The sequence below is a fragment of the Novosphingobium guangzhouense genome (assembly GCF_002896965.1).
GTDB classification, from domain to species: domain Bacteria; phylum Pseudomonadota; class Alphaproteobacteria; order Sphingomonadales; family Sphingomonadaceae; genus Novosphingobium; species Novosphingobium guangzhouense.
Genome location: NZ_LYMM01000022.1, coordinates 42,789 through 63,757, shown reverse-complemented (window position 1 = coordinate 63,757; position 20,969 = coordinate 42,789). Strand labels below are relative to the sequence as shown.

22 protein-coding genes are annotated in these 20,969 nt (G+C 64.8%); 9 read left to right on the top strand and 13 right to left on the bottom strand.

Features of this window, described 5'->3' with window-relative positions; all coding sequences use genetic code 11:
- Positions 1–53 precede the first annotated feature (53 nt).
- Complete coding sequence (locus A8V01_RS05850) at positions 54–662, bottom strand: hypothetical protein (protein WP_245892346.1); 609 nt, start codon at positions 660–662, stop codon at positions 54–56.
- A 105-nt stretch (positions 663–767) separates the two neighbouring features.
- On the opposite strand from A8V01_RS05850, the gene thiE reads away from it, so the two are divergent.
- Positions 768–1,415, top strand: coding sequence for a thiamine phosphate synthase (gene thiE, locus A8V01_RS05845; protein ID WP_103094993.1), 648 nt, complete (start codon positions 768–770; stop codon positions 1,413–1,415).
- A 65-nt stretch (positions 1,416–1,480) separates the two neighbouring features.
- On the opposite strand, the gene A8V01_RS05840 is transcribed toward thiE, so the two are convergent.
- Genes A8V01_RS05840 through npdG form a run of 4 tightly spaced genes read right to left on the bottom strand, consistent with a single transcriptional unit; the run spans position 1,481 to position 4,550 of the window.
- Positions 1,481–2,401, bottom strand: a complete 921-nt coding sequence (locus A8V01_RS05840) for a TIGR03619 family F420-dependent LLM class oxidoreductase (protein ID WP_103094992.1) — start codon at positions 2,399–2,401, stop codon at positions 1,481–1,483.
- A 24-nt stretch (positions 2,402–2,425) separates the two neighbouring features.
- Entirely contained in the window at positions 2,426–3,283 is an 858-nt protein-coding gene (locus A8V01_RS05835) for an SDR family NAD(P)-dependent oxidoreductase (protein WP_245892345.1), read from the bottom strand.
- Between the two features lie 38 nt (positions 3,284–3,321).
- Positions 3,322–3,903, bottom strand: coding sequence for a 2-phospho-L-lactate guanylyltransferase (cofC, locus tag A8V01_RS05830; RefSeq protein ID WP_103094990.1), 582 nt, complete (start codon positions 3,901–3,903; stop codon positions 3,322–3,324).
- A complete protein-coding gene (npdG, locus tag A8V01_RS05825; RefSeq protein ID WP_103094989.1) occupies positions 3,900–4,550 on the bottom strand; it encodes an NADPH-dependent F420 reductase in 651 nt (216 codons plus the stop codon). The genes cofC and npdG overlap by 4 nt, the downstream gene beginning before the upstream one ends.
- An 82-nt stretch (positions 4,551–4,632) precedes the next feature.
- Between npdG and cofE the strand changes: the two genes are divergently transcribed.
- The 3 genes from cofE to cofH are packed head-to-tail and all read left to right on the top strand — an operon-like array spanning position 4,633 to position 8,710.
- Complete coding sequence (cofE, locus tag A8V01_RS05820; RefSeq protein WP_103094988.1) at positions 4,633–5,415, top strand: coenzyme F420-0:L-glutamate ligase; 783 nt, start codon at positions 4,633–4,635, stop codon at positions 5,413–5,415.
- A complete protein-coding gene (gene cofD, locus A8V01_RS05815) occupies positions 5,412–6,362 on the top strand; it encodes a 2-phospho-L-lactate transferase (protein WP_103094987.1) in 951 nt (316 codons plus the stop codon). The genes cofE and cofD overlap by 4 nt, the downstream gene beginning before the upstream one ends.
- A gap of 2 nt (positions 6,363–6,364) precedes the next feature.
- On the top strand, positions 6,365–8,710 hold the full coding sequence (gene cofH, locus A8V01_RS05810; RefSeq protein ID WP_103094986.1) for a 5-amino-6-(D-ribitylamino)uracil--L-tyrosine 4-hydroxyphenyl transferase CofH: 2,346 nt from the start codon (positions 6,365–6,367) through the stop codon (positions 8,708–8,710).
- 66 nt (positions 8,711–8,776) lie between these two features.
- Here the strand turns inward: cofH and A8V01_RS05805 are convergent, their stop codons facing one another.
- The 3 genes from A8V01_RS05805 to A8V01_RS05795 all read right to left on the bottom strand — a co-directional run bounded on the left by A8V01_RS05805 (position 8,777) and on the right by A8V01_RS05795 (position 11,440).
- Positions 8,777–9,253: a VOC family protein gene (locus tag A8V01_RS05805; RefSeq protein ID WP_103094985.1), complete on the bottom strand. Its 477-nt coding sequence runs from the start codon at positions 9,251–9,253 to the stop codon at positions 8,777–8,779.
- A 2-nt stretch (positions 9,254–9,255) separates the two neighbouring features.
- Positions 9,256–10,434 carry a sulfotransferase family protein gene (locus A8V01_RS05800; protein WP_103095068.1) on the bottom strand — a complete coding sequence of 393 codons (1,179 nt, stop codon included), beginning with the start codon at positions 10,432–10,434 and terminating at the stop codon, positions 9,256–9,258.
- Between the two features lie 124 nt (positions 10,435–10,558).
- Positions 10,559–11,440 carry a helix-turn-helix transcriptional regulator gene (locus A8V01_RS05795; protein WP_103095067.1) on the bottom strand — a complete coding sequence of 294 codons (882 nt, stop codon included), beginning with the start codon at positions 11,438–11,440 and terminating at the stop codon, positions 10,559–10,561.
- A gap of 157 nt (positions 11,441–11,597) precedes the next feature.
- Between A8V01_RS05795 and A8V01_RS05790 the strand changes: the two genes are divergently transcribed.
- From A8V01_RS05790 to A8V01_RS05780, 3 genes are read left to right on the top strand one after another with little or no spacing between them, the layout of a single operon-like run.
- Positions 11,598–12,389: an SDR family NAD(P)-dependent oxidoreductase gene (locus tag A8V01_RS05790; RefSeq protein WP_103094984.1), complete on the top strand. Its 792-nt coding sequence runs from the start codon at positions 11,598–11,600 to the stop codon at positions 12,387–12,389.
- Between the two features lie 11 nt (positions 12,390–12,400).
- Positions 12,401–13,408: a zinc-dependent alcohol dehydrogenase gene (locus A8V01_RS05785; RefSeq protein WP_103094983.1), complete on the top strand. Its 1,008-nt coding sequence runs from the start codon at positions 12,401–12,403 to the stop codon at positions 13,406–13,408.
- Position 13,409: 1 nt separating this feature from the next.
- On the top strand, positions 13,410–14,663 hold the full coding sequence (locus tag A8V01_RS05780) for an MBL fold metallo-hydrolase (RefSeq protein ID WP_103094982.1): 1,254 nt from the start codon (positions 13,410–13,412) through the stop codon (positions 14,661–14,663).
- A gap of 16 nt (positions 14,664–14,679) precedes the next feature.
- Here A8V01_RS05780 and A8V01_RS05775 read toward each other — a convergent pair whose 3' ends face one another.
- Positions 14,680–15,465 (bottom strand): SDR family NAD(P)-dependent oxidoreductase, encoded by a 786-nt coding sequence (locus A8V01_RS05775; protein ID WP_103094981.1) that lies wholly within the window; start codon positions 15,463–15,465, stop codon positions 14,680–14,682.
- Positions 15,466–15,683: 218 nt separating this feature from the next.
- On the opposite strand from A8V01_RS05775, the gene A8V01_RS05770 reads away from it, so the two are divergent.
- Complete coding sequence (locus tag A8V01_RS05770) at positions 15,684–16,487, top strand: SDR family NAD(P)-dependent oxidoreductase (RefSeq protein ID WP_103094980.1); 804 nt, start codon at positions 15,684–15,686, stop codon at positions 16,485–16,487.
- Positions 16,488–16,493: 6 nt separating this feature from the next.
- Here the strand turns inward: A8V01_RS05770 and glmS are convergent, their stop codons facing one another.
- The 4 genes from glmS to A8V01_RS05750 form a co-directional block, all read right to left on the bottom strand.
- The gene (gene glmS, locus A8V01_RS05765) at positions 16,494–18,317 is read right to left on the bottom strand and encodes a glutamine--fructose-6-phosphate transaminase (isomerizing) (protein ID WP_103094979.1); all 1,824 of its coding nucleotides are present in this window, start codon (positions 18,315–18,317) and stop codon (positions 16,494–16,496) included.
- A gap of 17 nt (positions 18,318–18,334) precedes the next feature.
- Entirely contained in the window at positions 18,335–18,703 is a 369-nt protein-coding gene (locus tag A8V01_RS05760; protein ID WP_103094978.1) for a type II toxin-antitoxin system VapC family toxin, read from the bottom strand.
- Positions 18,700–19,059: a ribbon-helix-helix protein, CopG family gene (locus A8V01_RS05755; protein WP_103094977.1), complete on the bottom strand. Its 360-nt coding sequence runs from the start codon at positions 19,057–19,059 to the stop codon at positions 18,700–18,702. Before A8V01_RS05755 ends, A8V01_RS05760 begins: the two co-directional genes overlap by 4 nt.
- A 116-nt stretch (positions 19,060–19,175) precedes the next feature.
- The gene (locus A8V01_RS05750) at positions 19,176–20,006 is read right to left on the bottom strand and encodes a TIGR00266 family protein (RefSeq protein ID WP_103094976.1); all 831 of its coding nucleotides are present in this window, start codon (positions 20,004–20,006) and stop codon (positions 19,176–19,178) included.
- 200 nt (positions 20,007–20,206) lie between these two features.
- Here A8V01_RS05750 and A8V01_RS05745 point away from each other — a divergent pair, with 200 nt between their 5' ends.
- Positions 20,207–20,920 (top strand): tetratricopeptide repeat protein, encoded by a 714-nt coding sequence (locus A8V01_RS05745; RefSeq protein ID WP_103094975.1) that lies wholly within the window; start codon positions 20,207–20,209, stop codon positions 20,918–20,920.
- The last annotated feature ends 49 nt before the right edge of the window (positions 20,921–20,969 follow it).

Here is a 20,969-nt window from a genome sequence, read left to right as displayed (position 1 = left end):
GCACGAAACATGATGAAGGCGGCGCTCGAAAGGGCGCCGCCTTTTTCGTGCGATCAGTACCCGCCCATGAAGCGGAAGCCGAAACGATAGGCGGATTGCGCGACGGTGCCGTGATTGTCGCCGCCCGCGACCTTGTCGGGCCTGACGTCAACCAGTTCGAGCGTGCCGTCCGCCACCGTCACGGGCTTGCCTGACGTTACCTCCACCTCGCCGCCGCGACCGCTTTCGACACGCACGCGCAGGCGGACCTGCCCGGCCCAGACGCAGCGGGCGTTCATGGGGCAGCGGCTGTCTTCCAGCACGGCAACCGGGGTGATGCGCGGCCCTCCGACGGTCACCGTCTGGCCAAGCGTGGCATAAGTCAGCGGCGGCTGCGGCGTTGCGGGGGGGAGTTCGGACGCAGGCGCATTGCTCTGTACCGGGCTCTGTACCGGGCTCTGTACCGGCGCATAAGGCGGGGTCACCGCGGGGCCGGCATAGGCGGGTGCCTGCGTTTGTGCTGCTGGCGGGGCCATGGGCGGCGGTGCGGGCTGTTGCGCCGGCGCGCCCGCTTGCGGATAGGCCGGGGTATACGATTGCATCCGGGCCGGATCGGCGGGGGGTATCACGGTGCAGCCGGAAAGGGCGGCACCCGTCAGGGCGAGCGCTAGGGGGATCCTCATGACCCGCGATGCAACACGCCTGCGCCTGAATGGTTCCCGAACGTGGGTAACGACATGGCTCCGGGTGACTTGGCGTAGCGCCTTTGCGCGGCTAGAGCGTTCGGCATGAACGACGAAGCCGACATTCCGCGCGAACCCACGCAGCTTTACCTGATCTCGCCGCTCGACGTTGGCGGGGCATTCCCGGAACGCCTTGCACGCGCGCTCGACGCCGGGCAGGTCGCGGCTTTCCAGTTCCGCGTGAAGGACGTGGACCAGCACGAAGCGGCGCGTCTGGCAGAGCCGTTGCAGAAGATCTGCGCGGATCGCGAAGTGGCCTTCATCGTCAACGATTCGATCAGCCTTGCCAAGCGTCTGGGCGCAGACGGCGTGCATCTGGGGCAGGAAGACGGCACGGTAGAAGAAGCGCGTCAGGCGCTGGGCCGCGATGCGCAGATCGGCGTGACCTGCAACAACAGCCGCCATCTTGCCATGGAAGCGGGGGACAACGGGGCGGACTATGTCGCGTTCGGGGCGTTCTTTCCGACCACGACGAAAGTGACCAAGCACGTTGCCGGGCTTGATCTGCTGGAATGGTGGCAGTCGATCTTCGAGATTCCCTGCGTTGCCATCGGCGGTATCACCCCCGACAATTGCGGCGATCTTGTCCGTGCGGGCGCGGATTTCCTGGCTGTATCGGGTGCGGTGTGGAACGGCGACGAGGAAGCGGCCATCCGCGCGTTCCACGAAGCGCTGGCGGCGGTTCAGGGCTGAGAGCCAGCGGCAGAACCGCAGGTCCGGAACCTCAGGCCCGGAACCTGAGGTTCTGGCCCGGCGCGTCAGAAATCGATCTTCGCGATGACGTCTTCGCCGAACTTTTGCGCCTGTTCCAGATATTCGGCGCGCGTATCGGTGTAGATCGTCGCGCCGGAACCATCGACGCCGAGCGACTTGAGGTTGGCGAAATGGTCCAGCGCTTCCTGCGCATTCCAGCCGGCCTTTACCGAATACGTCGATGAGGCGATGACTTTGGGTGGGGTTTCGCGCCCCACCTTTTCGCAATGCGCGGCCATGTAGGCGATGGCGGCAAGAATATCGTCATCCCCTTCAAGGTTCGCGGTGCGGGCGGTATCGGTTACTGCCTTGGGCACGAAGAAGGGGTGCCAGGCATCACCCAGTTCCACCGCACGGCGAAGCGCGCGCCTGGAATTTCCGCCCACCAGAAGCGGTGGATGTGGTAGCTGCGCGGGCGTGGGCAGCACGCGATTGCCCAGCGCCGTGTAGCCGTTGCCCTCGAACGTGAAATCCTTTCCGGTCCAGGCCAGCTTCATGGCCTTCATGTATTCGTCCATGATGTCGTTTCGGCTGTCGAAATCCACGCCGAGCGCCTTGTATTCCGCCTTCATGTACCCCGCGCCAAGGCCAAGGATCACGCGCCCGCCAGTGAAATGATCGAGGCTGGAAACCGCGCGCGCGGTGATGAACGGGTTGCGATAGGGCAGGACAAGGATGTTGGTCTGAAGCCGCAGCGTGGTCGTGGCGGCGCCCAGCATCGAAAGCATGACGAAGGGGTCCTGCGCATAGTGCCCGCCGTTGTCGAGCCAGCGCGAGGAGGGCACCGGATGATCCGTGACCGTGCCTGCATAAAAGCCCGCTGCCTCCACCGCTTTCGCGATCTGATGCAGCGCTTCCATGGTGCCCCATTCCTGTGGCTTGTCGATATGGTCGAAGGGCAGGCTGGTGCTGAGGGTGAAGGTCATCGCTCTCTCGTTTTCGATCTGCGGTTATTCGGTGACTTCGGGCGGGAGCACCCATGCGTCGTCGCGGTTGCGCACCCAGCCGCCGGATGCCCATGAGCCGCCATCGACGGGGATGATCGTGCCCGTCACGTAGCTGGCCATGGGCGAGGCGAGGAACACCGCCACGCGGCCGCATTCCTCATCGATCCCGGCGCGCCCTGCGGGGATGCGCTTGCGGATGCCTTCGACTTGCGCGGGGCTGGGCTGGAACCACGCGGATTCGTCTACCGGGCCGGTGAACTGCCCGCGCGTTCCCGGTGTTACCGTGTAATCGGGGGCAATGGTGTTCACGCGAATGCCGTGCTCCGCAAACTCCAGGGCAAGGGTGCGTGTCAGGTTGTTGATCCCCGCCTTGCATGCGGCATAGACCGCATAGCCGGGCGCCGCGCGGCTCGCCTCGATGCTGGTGACGTTGACGATGGCCCCGCCGCGCCCACCTGCGATCATCACCGTCACTGCCGCCTGCGTCGCGGCAAGGTTGCTGACGAGATTGAGGTCGATGTGCCGCCGCCAGTTCTTCTCGGCAAGGTCCAGGAACCCGCGCCGCGTTACGCCGCCAGCGTTGTTCACCAGCACGTCGAGCCGCCCGAAAGTGTCTGCCGTGCGTGAGATCGCATCTTGCAGCACCTCTACGTCCATCACGTTGCCGGGGATGCACAGCGCCCTGCGGCCGCGCGCCTCGACCAGCCGGGTGACTTGCTCGCACCGTTCGGGGATGGCGTCGATAATCCCGACATCGGCACCCATGTCCGCCATGCACAGCGCGATAGCGCGGCCGATCCCGCCGCCGCCGCCGGTTACGAAGACCACCTGTCCGGTCAGGTCGATGTCGCTTGCCTGCACTTGCCTCTCCATCGCCGGGCCGTATGCGGCCTCTTCGATCAGTTCGCCAATGCGAATGTAAGTTCAGCATCCTTCAGGTCGGATGGATCGTCTATATCTTTCGCCAGACCCGGCAAGGTGATCGTCACCGCGTTCAACCCAAGCGCCTGCGCAGCCTTGCGATGCAGCGCCGCGCTACTGGTGCCGTAGTGGAAACGAAAGCCTGCAGCCTCAGGCAAGGGCAGCGACAGCGCGTTCGTGCCGGTGCTGTGCCGGTCGGTGGCGATGCCGATCGTTCCGGCAGGCAGCGCGGCCAGCGTGCGCACTTCATCGGCGGTTAGCGTGGGCAGGTCACCGGCGATGACAAGCAGGCGCGCAGGCGCGCTGCCGCCGTTCACGATGGATGCCAGCGCCTTGTCGAGCGCGGCGTTTAGGCCATCTCCGGTATCGGTGATGGCGGCAAAGTGGCCGCGCGCCGGGCCGAGCAGGATCGTGCGCGCTACCACCGCCTGCGTCGCAGCCGTCACCCGCCCCAGCATCGCTTCGACAAGCTCGTCGCGCTCCTGCGGCGACAGGACAGGGGCGAGCCGGGTCTTGCCGCGCCCCTGCTCCTTGATCGGGATGAGCGCCCAGATGGTCACGGGATCGCCGGTGCTTCGGCAAGGTTGGTAAAGCGGATACCGGCACCGTCCGCCTTGTAAGTCTTGTTCATGTAGATGAGGATCGAGGTCAGCGCCTCTGCCGCGGCCGAGTTGGCAAGCGCACCACCCGACAGACCGCGCAGGCCCATGCCGGGGCACAGGTCAACCACCGTCTGGCGTGCGGCAACGTCGTCCGAGAATACCAGCACGTCGCAGTCGATCGCGTGGTCGGAATCGAGGTGATGGGCCGAAACGTTGTGGAACGCGGTCACCAGTCGCGCATCCGGCTCAAGGTGGGCGCGGGCCTGTGCTGCGGCGCTGCCTTCGGCGGGAAGCTGGACGCGCATGACCTTGGGCGGGACGAGCGGGACGGTGGTGTCCACCACCACCGCATCGCCAACCCGGTCGCGGATCTGCGCCAGCGTGTCGCCCTGCGATGCGTGGGGCACGGTAACGATCACGATGTCCTTGCCTTGCGCCGCATCGGCGTTGGCCGCGTACCCTGCCGCGCCAAGTTCGTCGGCCGTCGCCTGCGCCTTTTCGGCTGAGCGCGAACCGATCGTTACTTGGTGCCCTGCCGCCACCAGCCGGCGGGCGATGCCTTTGCCGAGAGCCCCGGTGCCGCCGATGACTGCGATACTTGCCATGCCTTTATCTCTCCCGCGAAGTTTCGCATCTTGCGATTGTCGTCGTCGGCGGCAGCCGTACAGTGGCGTTCGGGAGAACAGGATGAACACCGTTCAGGAACTTACCGTGCGGCCGCTGCCGGGATTGCCCATGTTCGCCGTGGGGCAGCCGATTGCGCAAGCCATTTGCAGGGCTCTTGCAGATACGGGGGACAGCTTACGCGATGGCGATATCTGTGTGATCGCGCAGAAGATCGTCTCCAAGGTGGAAGGGCGCACGGTCGATCTGGCCTCTCTGGAACCGGGGGAGCAGGCGCAGGCACTGGCCCGGCGGACGGGCCGCGATCCGGGCATGGCGCAGGCGATCCTGGATGAGAGCGCGGAAATCATGCGTCCTCATCCCGCGGCGATCATCGCCCGGCATCGCACCGGCCACGTGCTTGCCAATGCGGGTATCGATGCCAGCAACGTCGCGGGCGGAGACGAGGGAACGGTGCTGCTCTGGCCGGTCGATCCTGACGCTTCGGCAAGGCGGCTGCGCGCCGATCTGGTCAGGGTCAGCGGTGCGCGGGTGGGCGTGGTGATCGCGGATTCCATGGGGCGCGCCTGGCGCATCGGCACCGTTGGCACGGCCATCGGCTGCGCGGGACTTGTGGTGCTTGAGGATCGGCGCGGGCAGGGCGTGGACCTTTACGGGCGCACCTTGCAGGCGACGGTGATCGCCGTGGCGGACTCGATCGCGGCGATGGCGTCGCTGGCGATGGGCGAGGGGGATGAAGGCACGCCGGTCGCCATCGTGCGCGGCGCGTCGCGGTGGGTGTGCGGGGATGACGGCGCCGGCGCGGTCAGCGGCTTGCGGCCGGTGGAACAGGACATGTTCCGATGAGCCGCCATGTCCTTGCCCTCAGCGGTGGTGTCGGCGGTGCCAAGCTGGCCGCAGGGCTGGCCGCAGTCCTTTCGCCGGATGACCTGACGCTGGTGGTCAATACCGGCGACGATTTCGAACATCTGGGCCTGACTATCTGCCCGGATATCGATTCGGTGACTTATGCGCTGGCGGGCCTGAACGACACCGTGCGCGGTTGGGGCGTGAAGGATGAGACGTGGCAGGCCATGGCCATGCTGCGCGCGCTGGGCGAAGCGGACTGGTTCAATCTGGGCGACCGCGACATGGGCATGCATATCGCCCGTTCGTGGCGGCTGCGCGCGGGCGATACCTTGTCACAAGTGACAGCGCGGCTGACCGGCGAGCTGGGTATCGCGCACGCGATAGTTCCCATGAGCGATGCCCCCGTTCGCACGCAGATCGGCACTGCGCAGGGGTGGCTGGATTTCCAGCGCTACTTCGTTGCCGAGCAGTGCCGTCCGGTGGCGACAGGCGTACGATTTGAAGGCGCTTCGGACGCAGTACCGTCGCCTGCCTTCGCGGCTGCACTGGCGCGTGAAGACCTTGGCGCGATCGTCGTTTGTCCCTCGAATCCGTACCTCAGCGTGGATCCGATCCTCAGTCTCGACGGTGTGCGCAGTGCTCTGGCCGGGCGGCGCGTGCCGGTGGTGGCGGTGTCGCCGCTGGTGGGTGGAGCATCGCTGAAAGGGCCGCTGGGCAAGCTGCTGGGGGAACTGGGGCGGCCCGTTTCCAACGCGTCCATTGCCGATCACTACGGCGATCTTCTTGACCATCTCATCATCGACGAGGCCGATGCTGCTGACGTGGGGGGCTTGCGGGACAGGGGCCTTTCGGTCACCGTTTGTCCAACAGTCATGTGCCACGCCGGTGACCGGGAGAGGCTTGCGCGCGTAGCACTGATCGCAGCCGGTATCGAGACAGGATGACCATGGCACGCGACGATGACGCACTGATAACCCGACTCCTTTCCACGCCCCTCGATGACCTGCTTGGCGAGGCGCGGGCGCGGCGTGACGACCGTTTCGGACCGCTGACCCCGGCGCGGATGACTTATTCACGCAAGGTCTTCATCCCGCTGACCCGCCTTTGCGCGGACGTGTGTCACTACTGCACGTTCGCGACCACGCCCTCGCGGCTTCAGGCCCCATATCTGGACGAGGAAGAGGTGCTTGAGATCGCCCGCGCCGGGGCGGCGGCGGGGTGCAGGGAAGCGCTGTTCACCCTCGGAGACGCACCCGAACGCCGCTACGCAGTGGCGCGTGAATGGCTGGAGGCGCGGGGCTTTTCGCGCACCATCGATTACGTGCGCCATTGCGCTGGTCGGGTGCTCAGCGAAACCGGGCTGCTGCCGCACGTCAATGCCGGCGTGCTGGACGAGGACGACTGGGCAATGCTGCGCCCCGTCGCGGCGTCGGTCGGCCTGATGCTGGAGAGCACATCGGAGCATCTGCTGGACAAGGGCATGTGCCATCACGGTTCGCCGGACAAGGTGCCCGCGGTGCGGATCGCCTCGCTGGCGGCAGCCGGGCGGGCGCGGGTGCCGACCACCAGCGGCGTGCTCATCGGCATTGGCGAAACTGCGCGCGAACGGATCGAGGCGCTGCTTGCCTTGCGTGATCTGCATAAGGCGCATGGGCACCTGCAGGAAGTCATCGTCCAGAATTTCTGCCCCAAGCCCGGCACGAAGATGTCCGGAGCGATTGAGGCGAGCGAGGCGGATTTCCTGCGCACCATCGCCGCCGCGCGTATCGTGCTGCCCGGTGAGGTGTCGGTGCAGGCCCCGCCCAACCTCAACGATGAGCGACTGGTCGAACTGATCGATGCCGGGATCGACGACTGGGGCGGTATTTCCCCGGTGACGCTTGACCACGTGAACCCGGAAGCGCCCTGGCCGGAGATCGCGCGACTGGAAGCGGTCTGCGCGCGCGCAGGATTGCCGTTGGTGGAACGCCTGACGGTCTATCCTCGCTTTGTCGGGGAAAACGGCTGGCTTGATCCTGCGATACGCCCTTCGGTGCTGCGACTTGCCGATGCGGAGTGGCTTGGGCGTGACAGCCGGTGGAGTCCGGGCGTAGCGGACCGCGCACCCGGCACGGTTCACGCGCCGCTGGGCGTTCGCCACGAAGGGCCGGTGGCCTTGCGGCTGCACCGTATCCTCGATCGTGCGGCAAGCGGTATTACGCTGGCCGAAGATGAGATCGCGGCACTTTTCGCTACGCGCGGGGCTGCGGCGCAGGCGGTGGTGGAAGCTGCCGATGCCTTGCGCGCCGAAGTTCGCGGCGATGCCGTCACTTACGTGGTCAATCGCAATATCAACTATACCAACATCTGCACTCACGCCTGTTCGTTCTGCGCCTTTTCGAAGACCAGCAGCAAGGCCGGCTATCGCGACAAGCCCTATGACCTCGATCTTGAGGAGATTGCCGGCAGGGCGCGTGAGGCGGTGGCGCGCGGGGCGACCGAGGTGTGCCTGCAGGGCGGCATTCACCCGCGCTACACGGGGGACACGTACCTTTCGATCCTGCGCGCGGTGAAGGATGCCTGCCCAGATCTTCACGTCCATGCCTTTTCCCCGCTGGAGGTCAGTCAGGGTGCGCGGACGCTGGGGATGCCGGTTTCGGACTATCTTTCCATGCTGCGCGATGCCGGGCTGGGATCGCTGCCCGGCACGGCGGCGGAAATCCTGTGCGACGATATCCGACAACAGATCTGCCCGGACAAGCTGACGACCGGCGAATGGCTCGATGTGGTAGGCGCGGCGCACCGGGTCGGTTTGCCGACGACATCGACGATCATGTTCGGCCACCTTGAAAGCCCGCTGCACTGGGCGCGGCACTTGCTGGCACTGCGCAACCTGCAGTTCGACACCGGCGGCATAACCGAATTCGTGCCCCTGCCGCTGGTCCACATGGAGGCGCCGTTCTATCGCAAAGGCCAGTGCCGCAAGGGACCGACCTGGCGCGAGGCGGTGATGATGCATGCAGTGGCGCGGCTTGCGCTGCACGGGGCGATCAGCTCCATCCAGGTGTCATGGGTCAAGCTGGGCATGGATGGCGCGGCGGCCGTGCTGGCTGCGGGTGCGAATGACCTTGGCGGGGTGCTGATGGACGAAAGCATCAGCCGCGCGGCCGGGGCATCGCACGGGCAACTGGCCGAAGTGGCGGACATGCGCGCCGCAGCCGAAAGCGTCGGACGCCGGCTGTACCAGCGCACGACGCTTTATGGAGAAGTGGGGGCGCAGGCCCATCGACAAGTTCAGGGCGAGCGGGTCTAGTGTAGCGCGCCGATCCATCTGAGGCGTGGGGCTGTCGAAGCTCCACGCCTCAGCGCAGGGCGTTTCTTACATCGCCCGGATGTGCTGCCACATCGCCTCGGGCATCGAGGTATATTCGATGTAGTGCCCGAACACCTTGCGTGCATCGAGGTAGAGGAACTTGAGCCCGCCTTCCGGCTCCCCGGTCAGATCGCGCTCCATGGCGATGGGGAAATCCTGCGCGTCCACGCGCGCGCGAAAATCCGCCCAGTCCGGCACGCGGAAGCAGATGTGATGGAAGCGCAAGGGGCCGCCATTCGACAGGCAATTGGCATAGATGCCGACTTCGTCGATCTCGTTCTCGATCAGTTCGTACTGCAGATCGCCGATCCAGATGAAGCAGATGCGGCCCTTCTGGCGTTTGGGGCCGGAGGGTGTCAGCACTGTCTGGTCGACGGGGATGATCGTCGGCTCCTTCACCAGTCCGCGCCCGCGGAACAGATCGATCCCCGCTTCCAGATCGTCGCAGATGTACGCGTTCTGGTAGTGCAGCCCCTCCAGCACGATCAGCCCTCCCGCGCGATGTCGTAGCGCGACAGGTAGCGCTCAAACAGCGGCTCCAGCGCTTCCTTGGAGAGCCCGTACTGTGCCAGCTTGTATTCGTGGCGCCCGAACTTGTCCTGCGGGTTATCGTCCACCCACTGCTGTACGCCTGCTTCGGCCTGCGCAGTCCATTCGTCGCCAAGGGCGGCGTAGACTTTTTTCGTGGCGGCTACCGGATCTTCGACGAGATCGGCGTAGTGGACGTCGATGATCTTGTCCTCTCCGTACTTGTCGCGGAAGTCCATGATGCGGTTGGCATGTTCGGCCGCCTGCCAGGGGTAGTCTTCTGCCAGCCATTCGGTGTCCGCCTTGCCCATGTGCCCCATGTGGCTGAGCGAGATGATCGAGCACAGCGATCCGGTTGCCGTGAAGGGATCGCGGTGCGTCCAGATCACGCGGGCATCGGGATAGACCTTGAAGATCGTCTCCAGCCACAGCGCATGGCTGGGCTTCTTGACGTTCCAGATTCCGGTGGTGTGCTGCTGCAGCACCTGCAGGAACTTCTTGTGGTATTCGTACGAGCTGGTCATGTCGCAGGAGAAGATGAAGTCCTTGTAGAGCGGCAGCTTGCCCTTGGATTCGATCATCAGCGTCTTGAAATCGTGCGCCATGAAGAACACGCATTCATTGGGATAGACCGCCGAACCGCGATAATACTTGCCCATGGCCGGATTGGCTTCCAGCGCTGCCTTTTCCTGCGCCAGCCGCTCCACCGCGCGCGGATCGGTGGTGAGCATCGCGTTCGAGGTGACGGGCGGCACCGGATCGTCGATTTCCCAGGTCAGCGGCGAACGGCGCGCGGGATCGGCGGCCAGCAGGTTCGACATCAACGTGGTGCCGGTGCGCGGCACACCCATGACGAAGACCGGCCGCTCGATCGGCCGTGCCAGCAGTTCGGGGTTATCGCGCAGGTATTGCGATACCTTGAGGCGTCCGCTCAGCCAGTGGACGCTGTCCTTGCGGGCGCGGGCGATGCCGCCTTCGCTCATCCAGCCCCTGGCGATACCTTCGTTGAAGGAGCGGGTGAATGCGTCCAGACCTTCGCGCCAGGTATCGTTGTCGAAGCTGTCGATCCCGGTTTCGCGGATTGCCTGTTCGACCAGAGCATCGGGTACGAGCTGTTCGGCGGCAGTAGTAGCCATGGTGCGGTTGTCCTCTTCCCATCGGCCGATAGATCGACCTTTCATGGGCATGAGATAACCTGCCGATGCCGGGCGCTGGCAACGCGGTTGGCCGATCAATTCCGGACCTTCTATCGAATTCGGGTCAAGACCCGACAGGCTCGGTCAGGACGCGCCCCTGCCGCTGTCGGAACGTGCTGGGGCTGGTGCCCACGGTACGGCGGAAGGCGAAGGTGAAGCTGGAGGGAGACGAAAAACCCATGGTGAAGGCGATGGTCTTGACGCTTTCCCCCTCCATCAGCAGCCGCTTGGCCGCTTCCATCCGGCGCTGTTCGATATAGTCTCCGATCGAACAGGCGCGGCTGACGCGAAAGCCGCGCGTCAGCTGGCGCACGGAGAGCGCGCATAGCTTCGCCAGTTCCTCAAGAGAGGGAGCGGAAAGGTCATCGGCAAGCCTCTCGTCGATCAGCCGCAGGCGCCAGCCGGACAGGCCGCCGGTCATCGGTCGTTCGGCTACCTCAAGGCAGTGGCGGCCCAGTTCGATCGCCAGTTCCCCGCCAAGGAAGCCCAGCATCCGCTGCGCCGCAAGGCCGGGGTGGCGCACTTCGGCGGTGATGCGAAACAACAGCGCGCGCATGTGGGCGCTGCCGATGTCGAGCGCGGCGGCCAGATGCGGATCGTCCCATTCCAGCCCGTGGCCAAGGAGGTCGTGAACGAGGTCCGCATCGATCGTGCAGATCAACGAGGCTTGCCGCCCGGAACCGCCCTTGATGTGCAGTTCCTCGCCCGGAGGCAGCACGAAGATGTCGCCCAGCCGTTCCAGCCGGTGTGGGCCCCAGCGCCGGCGATAGCCGCCCCGCGATTCGAGCGGACGGGGCGTAAGGCACATGTTGACGTGATAGTCCCGGCCGACGGCGTGGACGGTATCGGTCGGTCCGGGAATGTCGAAGCGCACGATCTGCGCGGTGACCCCGCGCGTCTCCAACTGCGCATCGATGCACATCCGGGGGCGGTGTGCCTCGATCATCCTCATCTCCATCAGGCTGACCGTAATATGTCCCGGACGCCACGTTAGGGCTGGAATTCTATGCCTGGCGCGCTTGCCCGGCAATGCCCGGCCGAAGAACATCGCGCCGGTGAACATGCCGCGATGACGGCACGGCTTGGGACAGAGGAAGACAAGAATGGCGAATGGCCTGTTCGACTGCACGGGCAAGGTTACCGTGGTGACCGGCGGTAACGGCGGCATCGGCTTCGGCTTTGCGATGGGCGTTGCCAGGATGGGCGGCGATCTGGCCATCTGGGCGCGTAACGCCGAAAAGAGCGCGAAGGCCAAGGCAGAACTCGAAGCCGCAGGTGCGGGCAAGGTCGTGGCCTATCAGGTGGACGTTTCGGAAGAGGCGAACATCGTGGCCGGCTACGATGCGGTGATGGCGGATTTCGGCCGTGTGGACTGCGTCTTCGCCAATTCCGGTGCCTCGCCGCGCTACAACTCGGTCTTCGAGATGCCGACCGAACATTGGTACGATTTCCAGAAGACCGCGCTTCATGGCGCCTTCTTCACCTTGCGCGAAGGCGCGCGGCTGATGAAGGCGCGTGTCGAGGCGGGGGATGAAAGCGGCGGCAGCCTTGTCGCCTGCGGTTCGCTTTCGCTGTTTCAGGGGCTGCCGGGCAAGATGGAATATGCATCGTCCAAGGCAGCGGTGGCCGCGGCGATACGCTGCCTTGCGATCGAACTGGCGCCGCTCGGCATCCGGGCCAACGTGGTTGCGCCGGGGCTCGTGATCACCCCGATGATGGGCGAGGGTGCCCGCGCCGACGCTGTCGCGCAGCACTTTGCCCCAACGATACCGATGAAGCGCACGGGCTTTCCCGCCGACTTCGAAGGGATCGGCGCGTACCTGTGTTCGGACGCCAGCAGCTTCATGACGGGTGAGACGATCACCATCGACGGCGGCTACATGGTCCGGCCGTAAGGAGACAGGCAATGGAACTGCTCAAGATCCACGGTGTCGGCGACGTCCGCGTCGACGCTTATGAACGCCCGCAGGCCGGGCCGCTGGATGTCGTCGTGCGGATGAAGTCGGTGGGCATCTGCGGCTCAGACCTCTCCTACATCAAGATGGGCGGCATTCCGCCGGGAGCCGAGACGGCGCTGGGGCATGAAGGCGCGGGCGAGGTGCTGGAGGTCGGCTCCGGCGTGGCGGGCATCGCGGTGGGCGATCCGGTGATCGTCAACCCGATGATGACGCCAAGCAACATCGGATCGGGCGGGCCGGAAGGGGCCTTCACGCAGGAACTGCTGGTGCGCGAGGCGCGGCTGGGCGAATCGATCCTGCCGATCCCCGAGGGCATCGACTATGACGTGGCCGCCATGTGCGAACCGCTTGCCGTCGCCATGCACGGGGTCAACCGGGCAGAAGTGAAGCCGGGCGACAAGGTGGTGGTGTTCGGTTGCGGGCCGATCGGGCTGGGCATGCTGCTGTGGCTGATCGATCGCGGCGTGACGGATGTTGTTGCGCTGGACCTTTCCGAAGAGCGGCTGGAACGTGCCCGTGCGCTGGGTGTGCAGGCGGCGCTCAACCCTGCCGAAGTGGACTTGCGTGCGGAACTGGCCCGCCTCCACGGCGAAGTGCCAAGCTACGGTCGTGTGGGCGTCGGCACCGATGCCTTTATCGATGCGGCAGGCGCGCCCAACATCCTCACGCAAGTCATCATGATGGCGAAGTTCCACGCGCGCCTTGTCATCACCGCCGCTTACATGAAGCCGCTGGAGTTTCCGGTGGGCCGCATGCTGACCAGCGAGATGACCATCACCACCGCTCTCGGCTATCCCACCGAAATGCCGGATGTGATCGCTGCCATGCCGCGTCTCAAGGACAAGATCGCCGCGATGATCAGCCACAAGCTGCCGTTCCGCGACGTGATGAAGGGTCTGGAGATCGCGGCAACCCCGCAGTCCGCCAAGGTCATGATCAGCTTTGAGGAGGATTGAAATGAGCGATGTGAAAGACGCCGTGTCGGAATCCGGCCCAAAGCTGGCGGGGCTGGTGCGTGCAGGCGACGAACAGGCAGAGGCGATCCGCGTCACTGACTTCATCTTCCAGGCGAATGACATTTCCAACGCCTACCTCGTCACCACCGCTGAAGGCGACGTGATGGTCAACACCGGCTTCATGGACAATGCCGAGCGCACGAAGCGCCTGCTGGCGCCGCACCGCACCGGCTCGCTCGCCTTCGTGATCCTGACCCAGAGCCACGCCGATCATTATGGCGGGCTGCCGGAGTTCGTGGAGGAGGGCACCCAGGTCATCGGCGGCCCCGGCTTCAACGAAGCGCTGGCCGACATGAACGGGCTTCAGTCGTTCTTCGGACCAAGGAGCCGGAAGCTTTGGGGCTCGACGCTCAAGCGCGGGTCCACGCCCAAGCCGCCGCCGCATGTGGTGCCCGACATTCTCGTCGATCGGCGCCTGACGCTGGATATTGGCGGGCGGACCTTCGAACTGATCTCCACGCCTGAAGGGGAGACGGTGGACAACCTCACTGTCTGGATGCCGAAGGAGAAGATCGCGTTCACCGGCAATGTCTTCGGCCCGGTCTGGCTGTCGATGCCGTTCCTGAACACCCTGCGGGGAGACAAGCCGCGGCTGGTGCGCAATTATCTCAAGTCGCTGGAAACCGTCCGCGACCTTGGGGCAGAGGTCATCGTGACAGGGCATGGCGAGGCGATCGTCGGCAAGGATCGCATCCGCGCCGATCTCGACAAGCTGCATGCCGCCGTATCGCACGTGCGCGACTATACGCTGGAAGGCATGAAGGCGGGCAGGGACGTCCACACCCTGATGCGCGAATTCGCCTGGCCCGAAGGGCTGGAGATCGGTGAATTCCACGGCAAGGCCAGTTGGGCGGTCAAATCGATCTGGCGCGAATATTCGGGCTGGCTGCATTACGAGGACGGCACCACCGCGCTTTACTGCGTGCCGCGCAGCAGCGTCGATGCGGACCTCGTCGAGCTTGCTGGCGGAGCGGACAGGTTGGCCGCCCGCGCGCAGCAAAAGCTGGATGGTGGCGCGGCGCTGGAAGCGATCCACCTCACAGACATCGCGCTTGGCGCGGAGCCGGATAATGCGGCTGCGGTTGCCGTGCGCAAGGCCGCGCATGAGGCGCTGCTGGCCGAAAGTGGCGGGCGCAACCTGTCGGAAACGATGTGGTTGCGCTCCGAGATCGCGGAGATGGACGCGAAGCTGTAAGCCGCCCGCGGCTAGCTCAATCGTCGATCCTGACCATGCCGCCCAGAACCGGCCCGCCTGCAACGGCGATGGCCTCGCCGGTGATGTAGCTTGCTGCATCGCTGACGAGAAAGGCCACGAGTTGCGCCACGTCTTCGGGCAGGCCGTATCTACGTAGGGGGAAAACATTGGCGGCGCTGTCCGCGTCAAAGCCGGTTTTCTCCCAACCGGCGCGGGCGTTTTCGGTTGCCGTCATGCCGGGGGCAACGGCGTTGACACGCACGCCCACTGGGCCCCATTCGGCCGCCGCGACGCGGGTGAACATCTGTACTCCCGCCTTGGCCGCCGAATAAGCCGCCACGCCTTGCGTCCCGTGCATCCCGGCGACCGAGGACACGTTGACGATGGAGCCCTTCGCCTTGCGCAGATGGGGGAATGCGGCCTGCGATGCATACATTGCAGAATTGAGGTTGAGCGCGATGTCACGGTCCCACTTGGCGGGGTCCATCTTCGCGATGCCGACATGCCCGTGCGCGCCGCCCGCGTTGTTGACCAGAATGTCCAGCCTTCCGAAATGCGCCGCTGCCGTTTCGACCATGGCCTGCGCGGACGAAAGTTCGCGCACGTCAGCCTCCACCGCCAGTGCCTTTCGCCCGAGCGCCTTGATTTCAGCCACCACCGCATCGAGCGGCGCGGGCTTCCGGCCTGCCACTGCGATATCGGCCCCCCGCCTTGCCAGCAGCAGAGCCGTGGCCCGGCCGATACCTGTGCCTCCGCCGGTGACAATCGCCACGCGGCCGGTCAGATCGAACTCCTCGAACATACTTCCTCCCTCTCCGTGCCGTACAACCGGCAGCGTCGCCGCGATATTCGAGGCATCGCCGCCGCCCCGCTCTTGGCAAGCGGGGGCGCACCTTATTCACTGCATCCCGATGGCGCGGGGGATCGCCGGGATGATCGGCGAAACGGCCGACGCAGACGGACTCGCTGAAAAAGATAGTATATACTATCTAAAGCGTAATCAACATGGGAGCAGGATGAATGAGCGAGCACGATCTACTCGACCTTGGCGGGCAGGTGGCGGTGGTCACCGGGGCCGGGCAGAACGCAGGGCGCGGCATCGCACTGGAACTGGCGCGACATAACGCGGGCGGTATCGCAGTGAACGATTTCGTCCCCGAACGGGCAGAGGCAGTGGCCGAGGAAATCCGCGCTACGGGCGTGCCCGCGCTGGCGGTGCCGTTCGACGTGGGCGACCTTGACGCGATCCGCGCCGCCGATGCCGCGATCAGGGACAAGCTTGGCGCGGCGACCATCCTCGTCAACAATGCAGGGATGGCCGGTCCGGGCGGCTCTCTGCGCCCAACGCTGAACTTCTGGGAAGAAGAGCCCTCGGCCTGGGATCGCTACCTGCGCACCAACCTTTACGGCGTGTACAACGCCTGCTTCGCATTCATTCCCAACATGGTGGCGGCCAGGAAGGGGCGTATCGTCACCATCGTATCCGATTCCGGCCGCGTGGGAGAACCCAAGCTGGCGGTCTATGCCTCTGCCAAGGCGGGGGCGCAGGGCTTCGTGCGCTCGATCGCCAAGGAATTGGGCCGCTTCAACGTGACAAGCAACGCCGTCTCGCTGTCGTCGCTCATGCCGGACATGGACGAGGAAAAGCTCGCCCAGGTCATGCAGAGCGATCACGCCAAGGCGCAGATGGCCCGCTACACCATCCGCCGCTATGGCAAGTCGGCCGACGTGGCCGGCCTGGTGACGTTCCTGTGTTCTGACGCGGCGGAGTGGATCACCGGGCAGACGTATCCGCTCAACGGCGGATACGCGCCGTCCATGTGATGAGCGTCACTCTACCGTGACGCTCTTGGCAAGGTTGCGGGGCTGATCGACGTCGGTGCCCTTCACGCAGGCGACGTGATAGGCAAGGAGCTGCACCGGGACCGCATAGACCAGCGGTGCGATCAGCGGGTGGACGCGCGGCATCTCGATCGTGGCGATGCAGCCTTCGCCCGCTTCGGCAATGCCTTGCGCGTCGGAGATCAGCACGACCTTGCCGCCGCGCGCGCGGACCTCCTGCATGTTGCTGACGGTCTTTTCGAACAGCGGGCCGGACGGAGCCAGGACGATCACCGGCACGGCCTCGTCGATCAGCGCGATGGGGCCGTGCTTCATTTCACCCGAAGCATAACCTTCGGCGTGGATGTAGCTGATTTCCTTGAGTTTCAATGCGCCTTCAAGGGCCAGCGGATAGTCCGGTCCACGGCCGAGGTAAAGCACGTCGCGGGCAGGGGCGATGAGGTGCGCCATGGCCGCGATTTCCTCGTCATGATCCAGCGCGGCGTTGAGACTGGCGGGCGTGGCCAGCAGGTGCTGGACGACTTCGGCCTCTTCCGCACGGTCCATGCGCCCGCGCTTGACCGCAAGATGCGCAGCGAGGGCGGCCAGCACCGCCAGCTGGCAGGTGAAGGCCTTGGTCGATGCGACGCCGATTTCCGGTCCGGCATGGGTCGGCAGCAGCAGATCGGCTTCGCGCGCCATGGTGCTGGTCGGCACATTGACGACGACGGCGATTGTCTGGCCGGCCGCCTTGCAGTGCTTGAGCGCGGCAAGGGTGTCTGCCGTTTCCCCCGACTGAGAGATGAACAGCGCAAGGCCACCGTCTTCCAGCACCGGGTCGCGGTAACGGAACTCCGACGCAACGTCGATATCTACGGGGACGCGGGCGAACGTCTCGATCCAGTACTTCGCCACCATGCCTGCGTAGAAGCTGGTGCCGCAGGCGACGATGGTGATGCGCTTGACGGCGCCAAGGTCGAAATCGATCTGCGGCAGCGCTACCGACTGGTCGACCTGGCGCAGATAGCTGCGCAGCGTCTGGGCGACGACGGTGGGTTGCTCGAAGATCTCCTTCTGCATGAAGTGGCGGAAATTGCCCTTTTCGATCGCCACGGCAGACGCGCCCGAGGTGACGACTTCGCGCTCAACCCGGTTGTTGGCGGCGTCGTAGATCGCGGCGCCTTCGCGAGTGATGACCACCCAGTCGCCTTCCTCCAGGTAAGTGATCTTCTGCGTCAGCGGGGCCAGCGCCAGTGCGTCGGAACCAAGGTAGGTTTCACCGTCCCCGTATCCCACGACCAGCGGCGAGCCGAGGCGGGCGCCGATCAGCATGTCCGGGAAACGGCGGAAGGCGATGGCAAGCGCAAAGGCGCCGCGCAGTTGGGGCAGCACGGCCTTGACCGCGTCTTCCGGCGCCGCCCCCGCTTCGACCTGTTCCGACACGAGATGCGCGACCACTTCGGTGTCGGTCTGGCTTTCGAACGTGCGGCCGCGCGATTCCAGGGCTTCGCGCAGGGGCTTGAAGTTCTCGATGATGCCGTTGTGGACGAGCGCGAGTTCGGCAGTGGCATGGGGGTGGGCGTTGGCGGCGGTCGGTGCGCCGTGCGTGGCCCAGCGGGTATGAGCGATGCCGGTCAGGCCCGGCGCCGGATCGCGTGCCAGTTCCTTGACAAGGTTCATCAGCTTGCCCTCGGCACGGCGGCGCACGAGTTGCCCCTCATGCAGCGTGCAGACGCCCGCGCTGTCGTAACCGCGATATTCCATCCGGCGCAGGCCGTCGACCAGCCTGTCCGCCACGTCTTCCTTGCCGACGATGCCGATGATGCCACACATGAAGAAAATGCCTTGGTCTAGAGAGAGTAGGGTACGCGGATGCCCGGCATGTTTGCCGGGAAATCCTTGGTATTTCGTGTAACCAGAATGCGCTGTCGAACTTGCGCCGAAGCGAGGATGATTGCGTCGGGCAATTTCAGTCTGGGGCGCTCCCGTCGCAGCGCCGCGGCATGGCGTGCGATCTCCGCATCCACCTCCTCGATCATGAAGCCGGACAGGAATATCTCTATGTTTTTGAGGGTTGCACCGGCTTCTTTGGAAAGAACCTCAGTCCATACCAGCCTACTGATGCTAGGACGGTCCACGCGCGCAATCTCTGCATGTGCGGGTGAAAATCCGTTCAATGCATCGATCAGGATATTGCTGTCGAACGAGTATCCGCTCATCCTGCGGACGGCTTTCTGCCCGACTGGGCGAGATAATGTGCGCGTTCGCGATCGTCCTGTTCATCGAAAAGGTCGGGGAATTCGGCTTTCACTTCCTCGTAATCGTCATCCCATGGACGGGTCCAGGAAGCCCGCTCCCGCCGCTGCCAGTCGACGGGATCGGTGACGTCCTGACGGTCCTTCCAGATGCCGAAAGCCTGATCGAGCCAGTCCTTGCCGCTAGCCGGCTGAGCCTGCGTCTTGTAAGTCGAAACCGCGTCGCGCAGCACCGACGCGCGCGACTTGCCGAGTTCGGCAGCGCGCGCGTCGAGCCAGCGGATATCCTCATCGGGCAGGTCTGCGAGAATGCGGGTCATGATATCGCGATATCATATCGTGATATCATCGGCAAGGCGCAGGCTCTGTGGATCATGTCCGAACCATGCCCCTTGGTCGATGACGGGGGGCTGTCCCGGACATTACAACGGCGTCATCAATCGCCGTCGATAAGGTTTCCGAACGAGCCGAGCAGCGAGCCTTCGCCTCGGCTCTGCCCACCGCTAGAGCCTGCCGCCGCCAGCATCCGCCCGGCCAGGCGCGAGAACGGCAGTGACTGGATCCAGACCTTGCCGGGGCCGCGCAGGCGGGCAAAGAATACGCCTTCTCCACCGAAAATCATAGATTTGACGGAGCCTGCTCTTACCACGTCGAACTCAACACTGGGCTGGAATGCGGCGACGCAGCCGGTATCGACGTGCAGTTCCTCGCCATGGCGCAGTTCGCGTTCGATCACGGTGCCGCCCATCTGCACGAAGACCCAGCCGTCGCCTTCCAGCTTCTGCATGATGAAGCCTTCGCCACCGAACAGGCCGGTCATGATGCGCTGCTGGAAGTGGATGCCGATCGACACGCCGCGTGCGGCGCACAGGAAGGCGTCCTTCTGGCAGATCAGCCGCCCGCCCACTTCATCCAGCTTGATCGGCAGGATCGCTCCCGGCACCGGCGCTGCGAAGGATACGCGCGCCTTTCCGGAACCGCGGTGCGTGAAGACGGTGGTGAACAGGCTTTCCCCGGTGACAAGCCGCTTGCCCGCGCCCAACAGCTTGCCCATGAAGCCGCCGCCCTGATCGGCCGAACCATCACCGAACACGGTTGTCATATCGATGGATGCATCTTTCCAGACCATCGCACCCGCTTCTGCGACCGCGCTTTCGCCGGGATCGAGTTCGATTTCCACGAACTGCAGTTCCTGGCCCTTGATCTCGAAGTCGACGTCGTCGGAAAGCGATGAACTGCGCGTATGGCTCCAGGGACTGTTGGCCATCGTGAATCTCCGGTTAAAGGACGCGTGATCGCGCCCTTGTGCGATGAACGACGATTTGATTTCGCCAAGATGACTTGTCAAACCGCATCGGTCGGATATTCTCTGCCTTTCGACGAACACTATCTGACGATTTGGCCCGGATAAAAAGGGCTCGGCATAGACCGGCGCGGTATTGGTGTTTTGGGGAGAGGAAAACGCCGATGAACGCTCGTATTGCGTCTTCTGTTCTGGTTTCGCTGATAGCCTTTACTGGGGCGGCTCATGCCGAACCCGCGCAGCAGGCCCACCTTGTCGCCACGGCTTTCCAGCCTGCAGCGCGGCTTACGGATACGCGCTTCGATGCCGCCGCTCACGTCCAGCAGGGTTACAGCCTTCTGCGTCAGGGCAAGCAGGCGCAGGCGGTGAAGCTGTTTGACAAGGTGATTGCCGATGCCGACCAGCGCCTTGCGGGCGATATGCGCCCGCGCCTGTGCCGCGATGGCGGAGCGGCCTCTGCGTCCACCGTCGAAGTCGATCCGGCGCTGTGCGAGGCGCATTTCGGCAAGGGCTTTGCGCTGATCGATCTGGGGCGCGGCGATCTTGCCGAGGGTGAACTGCGGCAGGCTTCGCAGATGGCGCCGGAAAATGCCCACTTCGCCAACGAATATGCCGAACTGTTCAAGTCCCGCCGCGACTGGCAGCAAAGCTATGCGCTGTTCGCGCAGGCATGGTCGGTCGTCGATAAGGACACCGCTGGCAAGGACGCCCGCGTTGCGGCGCGGGCGCTGCGGGGCATGGGCTTTACCAAGGCTGCGATGGGCCAGTACGACGAAGCGGAAAAGCTCTACGATCAATCGCTGCAGTACGATCCCAAGAGCGAGATCGCCAAGGCCGAACTGGGCAACATCGCGCGCCGCAAGGCGATAGGTTCCTGAGCGATCGCGCTTCATCCCCGCCACTGCCGGGATGAGGCGCGCGTTCGCG

What these genes read in the sequence shown, in the direction of transcription:
- A8V01_RS05755 (WP_103094977.1), bottom strand. Translation starts at nt 19,059, where the DNA reads ATGACCCGCATTCTCGCAGACCTGCCCGATGAGGATATCCGCTGGCTC.
- A8V01_RS05840 (WP_103094992.1), bottom strand. Translation starts at nt 2,401, where the DNA reads ATGACCTTCACCCTCAGCACCAGCCTGCCCTTCGACCATATCGACAAG.
- cofE (WP_103094988.1), top strand. Translation starts at nt 4,633, where the DNA reads ATGAACACCGTTCAGGAACTTACCGTGCGGCCGCTGCCGGGATTGCCC.
- A8V01_RS05775 (WP_103094981.1), bottom strand. Translation starts at nt 15,465, where the DNA reads ATGTTCGAGGAGTTCGATCTGACCGGCCGCGTGGCGATTGTCACCGGC.
- A8V01_RS05745 (WP_103094975.1), top strand. Translation starts at nt 20,207, where the DNA reads ATGAACGCTCGTATTGCGTCTTCTGTTCTGGTTTCGCTGATAGCCTTT.
- thiE (WP_103094993.1), top strand. Translation starts at nt 768, where the DNA reads ATGAACGACGAAGCCGACATTCCGCGCGAACCCACGCAGCTTTACCTG.
- A8V01_RS05800 (WP_103095068.1), bottom strand. Translation starts at nt 10,434, where the DNA reads ATGGCTACTACTGCCGCCGAACAGCTCGTACCCGATGCTCTGGTCGAA.
- A8V01_RS05780 (WP_103094982.1), top strand. Translation starts at nt 13,410, where the DNA reads ATGAGCGATGTGAAAGACGCCGTGTCGGAATCCGGCCCAAAGCTGGCG.
- npdG (WP_103094989.1), bottom strand. Translation starts at nt 4,550, where the DNA reads ATGGCAAGTATCGCAGTCATCGGCGGCACCGGGGCTCTCGGCAAAGGC.
- A8V01_RS05790 (WP_103094984.1), top strand. Translation starts at nt 11,598, where the DNA reads ATGGCGAATGGCCTGTTCGACTGCACGGGCAAGGTTACCGTGGTGACC.
- A8V01_RS05750 (WP_103094976.1), bottom strand. Translation starts at nt 20,006, where the DNA reads ATGGCCAACAGTCCCTGGAGCCATACGCGCAGTTCATCGCTTTCCGAC.
- A8V01_RS05770 (WP_103094980.1), top strand. Translation starts at nt 15,684, where the DNA reads ATGAGCGAGCACGATCTACTCGACCTTGGCGGGCAGGTGGCGGTGGTC.
- cofD (WP_103094987.1), top strand. Translation starts at nt 5,412, where the DNA reads ATGAGCCGCCATGTCCTTGCCCTCAGCGGTGGTGTCGGCGGTGCCAAG.
- A8V01_RS05850 (WP_245892346.1), bottom strand. Translation starts at nt 662, where the DNA reads ATGAGGATCCCCCTAGCGCTCGCCCTGACGGGTGCCGCCCTTTCCGGC.
- glmS (WP_103094979.1), bottom strand. Translation starts at nt 18,317, where the DNA reads ATGTGTGGCATCATCGGCATCGTCGGCAAGGAAGACGTGGCGGACAGG.
- cofH (WP_103094986.1), top strand. Translation starts at nt 6,365, where the DNA reads ATGGCACGCGACGATGACGCACTGATAACCCGACTCCTTTCCACGCCC.
- A8V01_RS05785 (WP_103094983.1), top strand. Translation starts at nt 12,401, where the DNA reads ATGGAACTGCTCAAGATCCACGGTGTCGGCGACGTCCGCGTCGACGCT.
- A8V01_RS05760 (WP_103094978.1), bottom strand. Translation starts at nt 18,703, where the DNA reads ATGAGCGGATACTCGTTCGACAGCAATATCCTGATCGATGCATTGAAC.
- A8V01_RS05795 (WP_103095067.1), bottom strand. Translation starts at nt 11,440, where the DNA reads ATGATCGAGGCACACCGCCCCCGGATGTGCATCGATGCGCAGTTGGAG.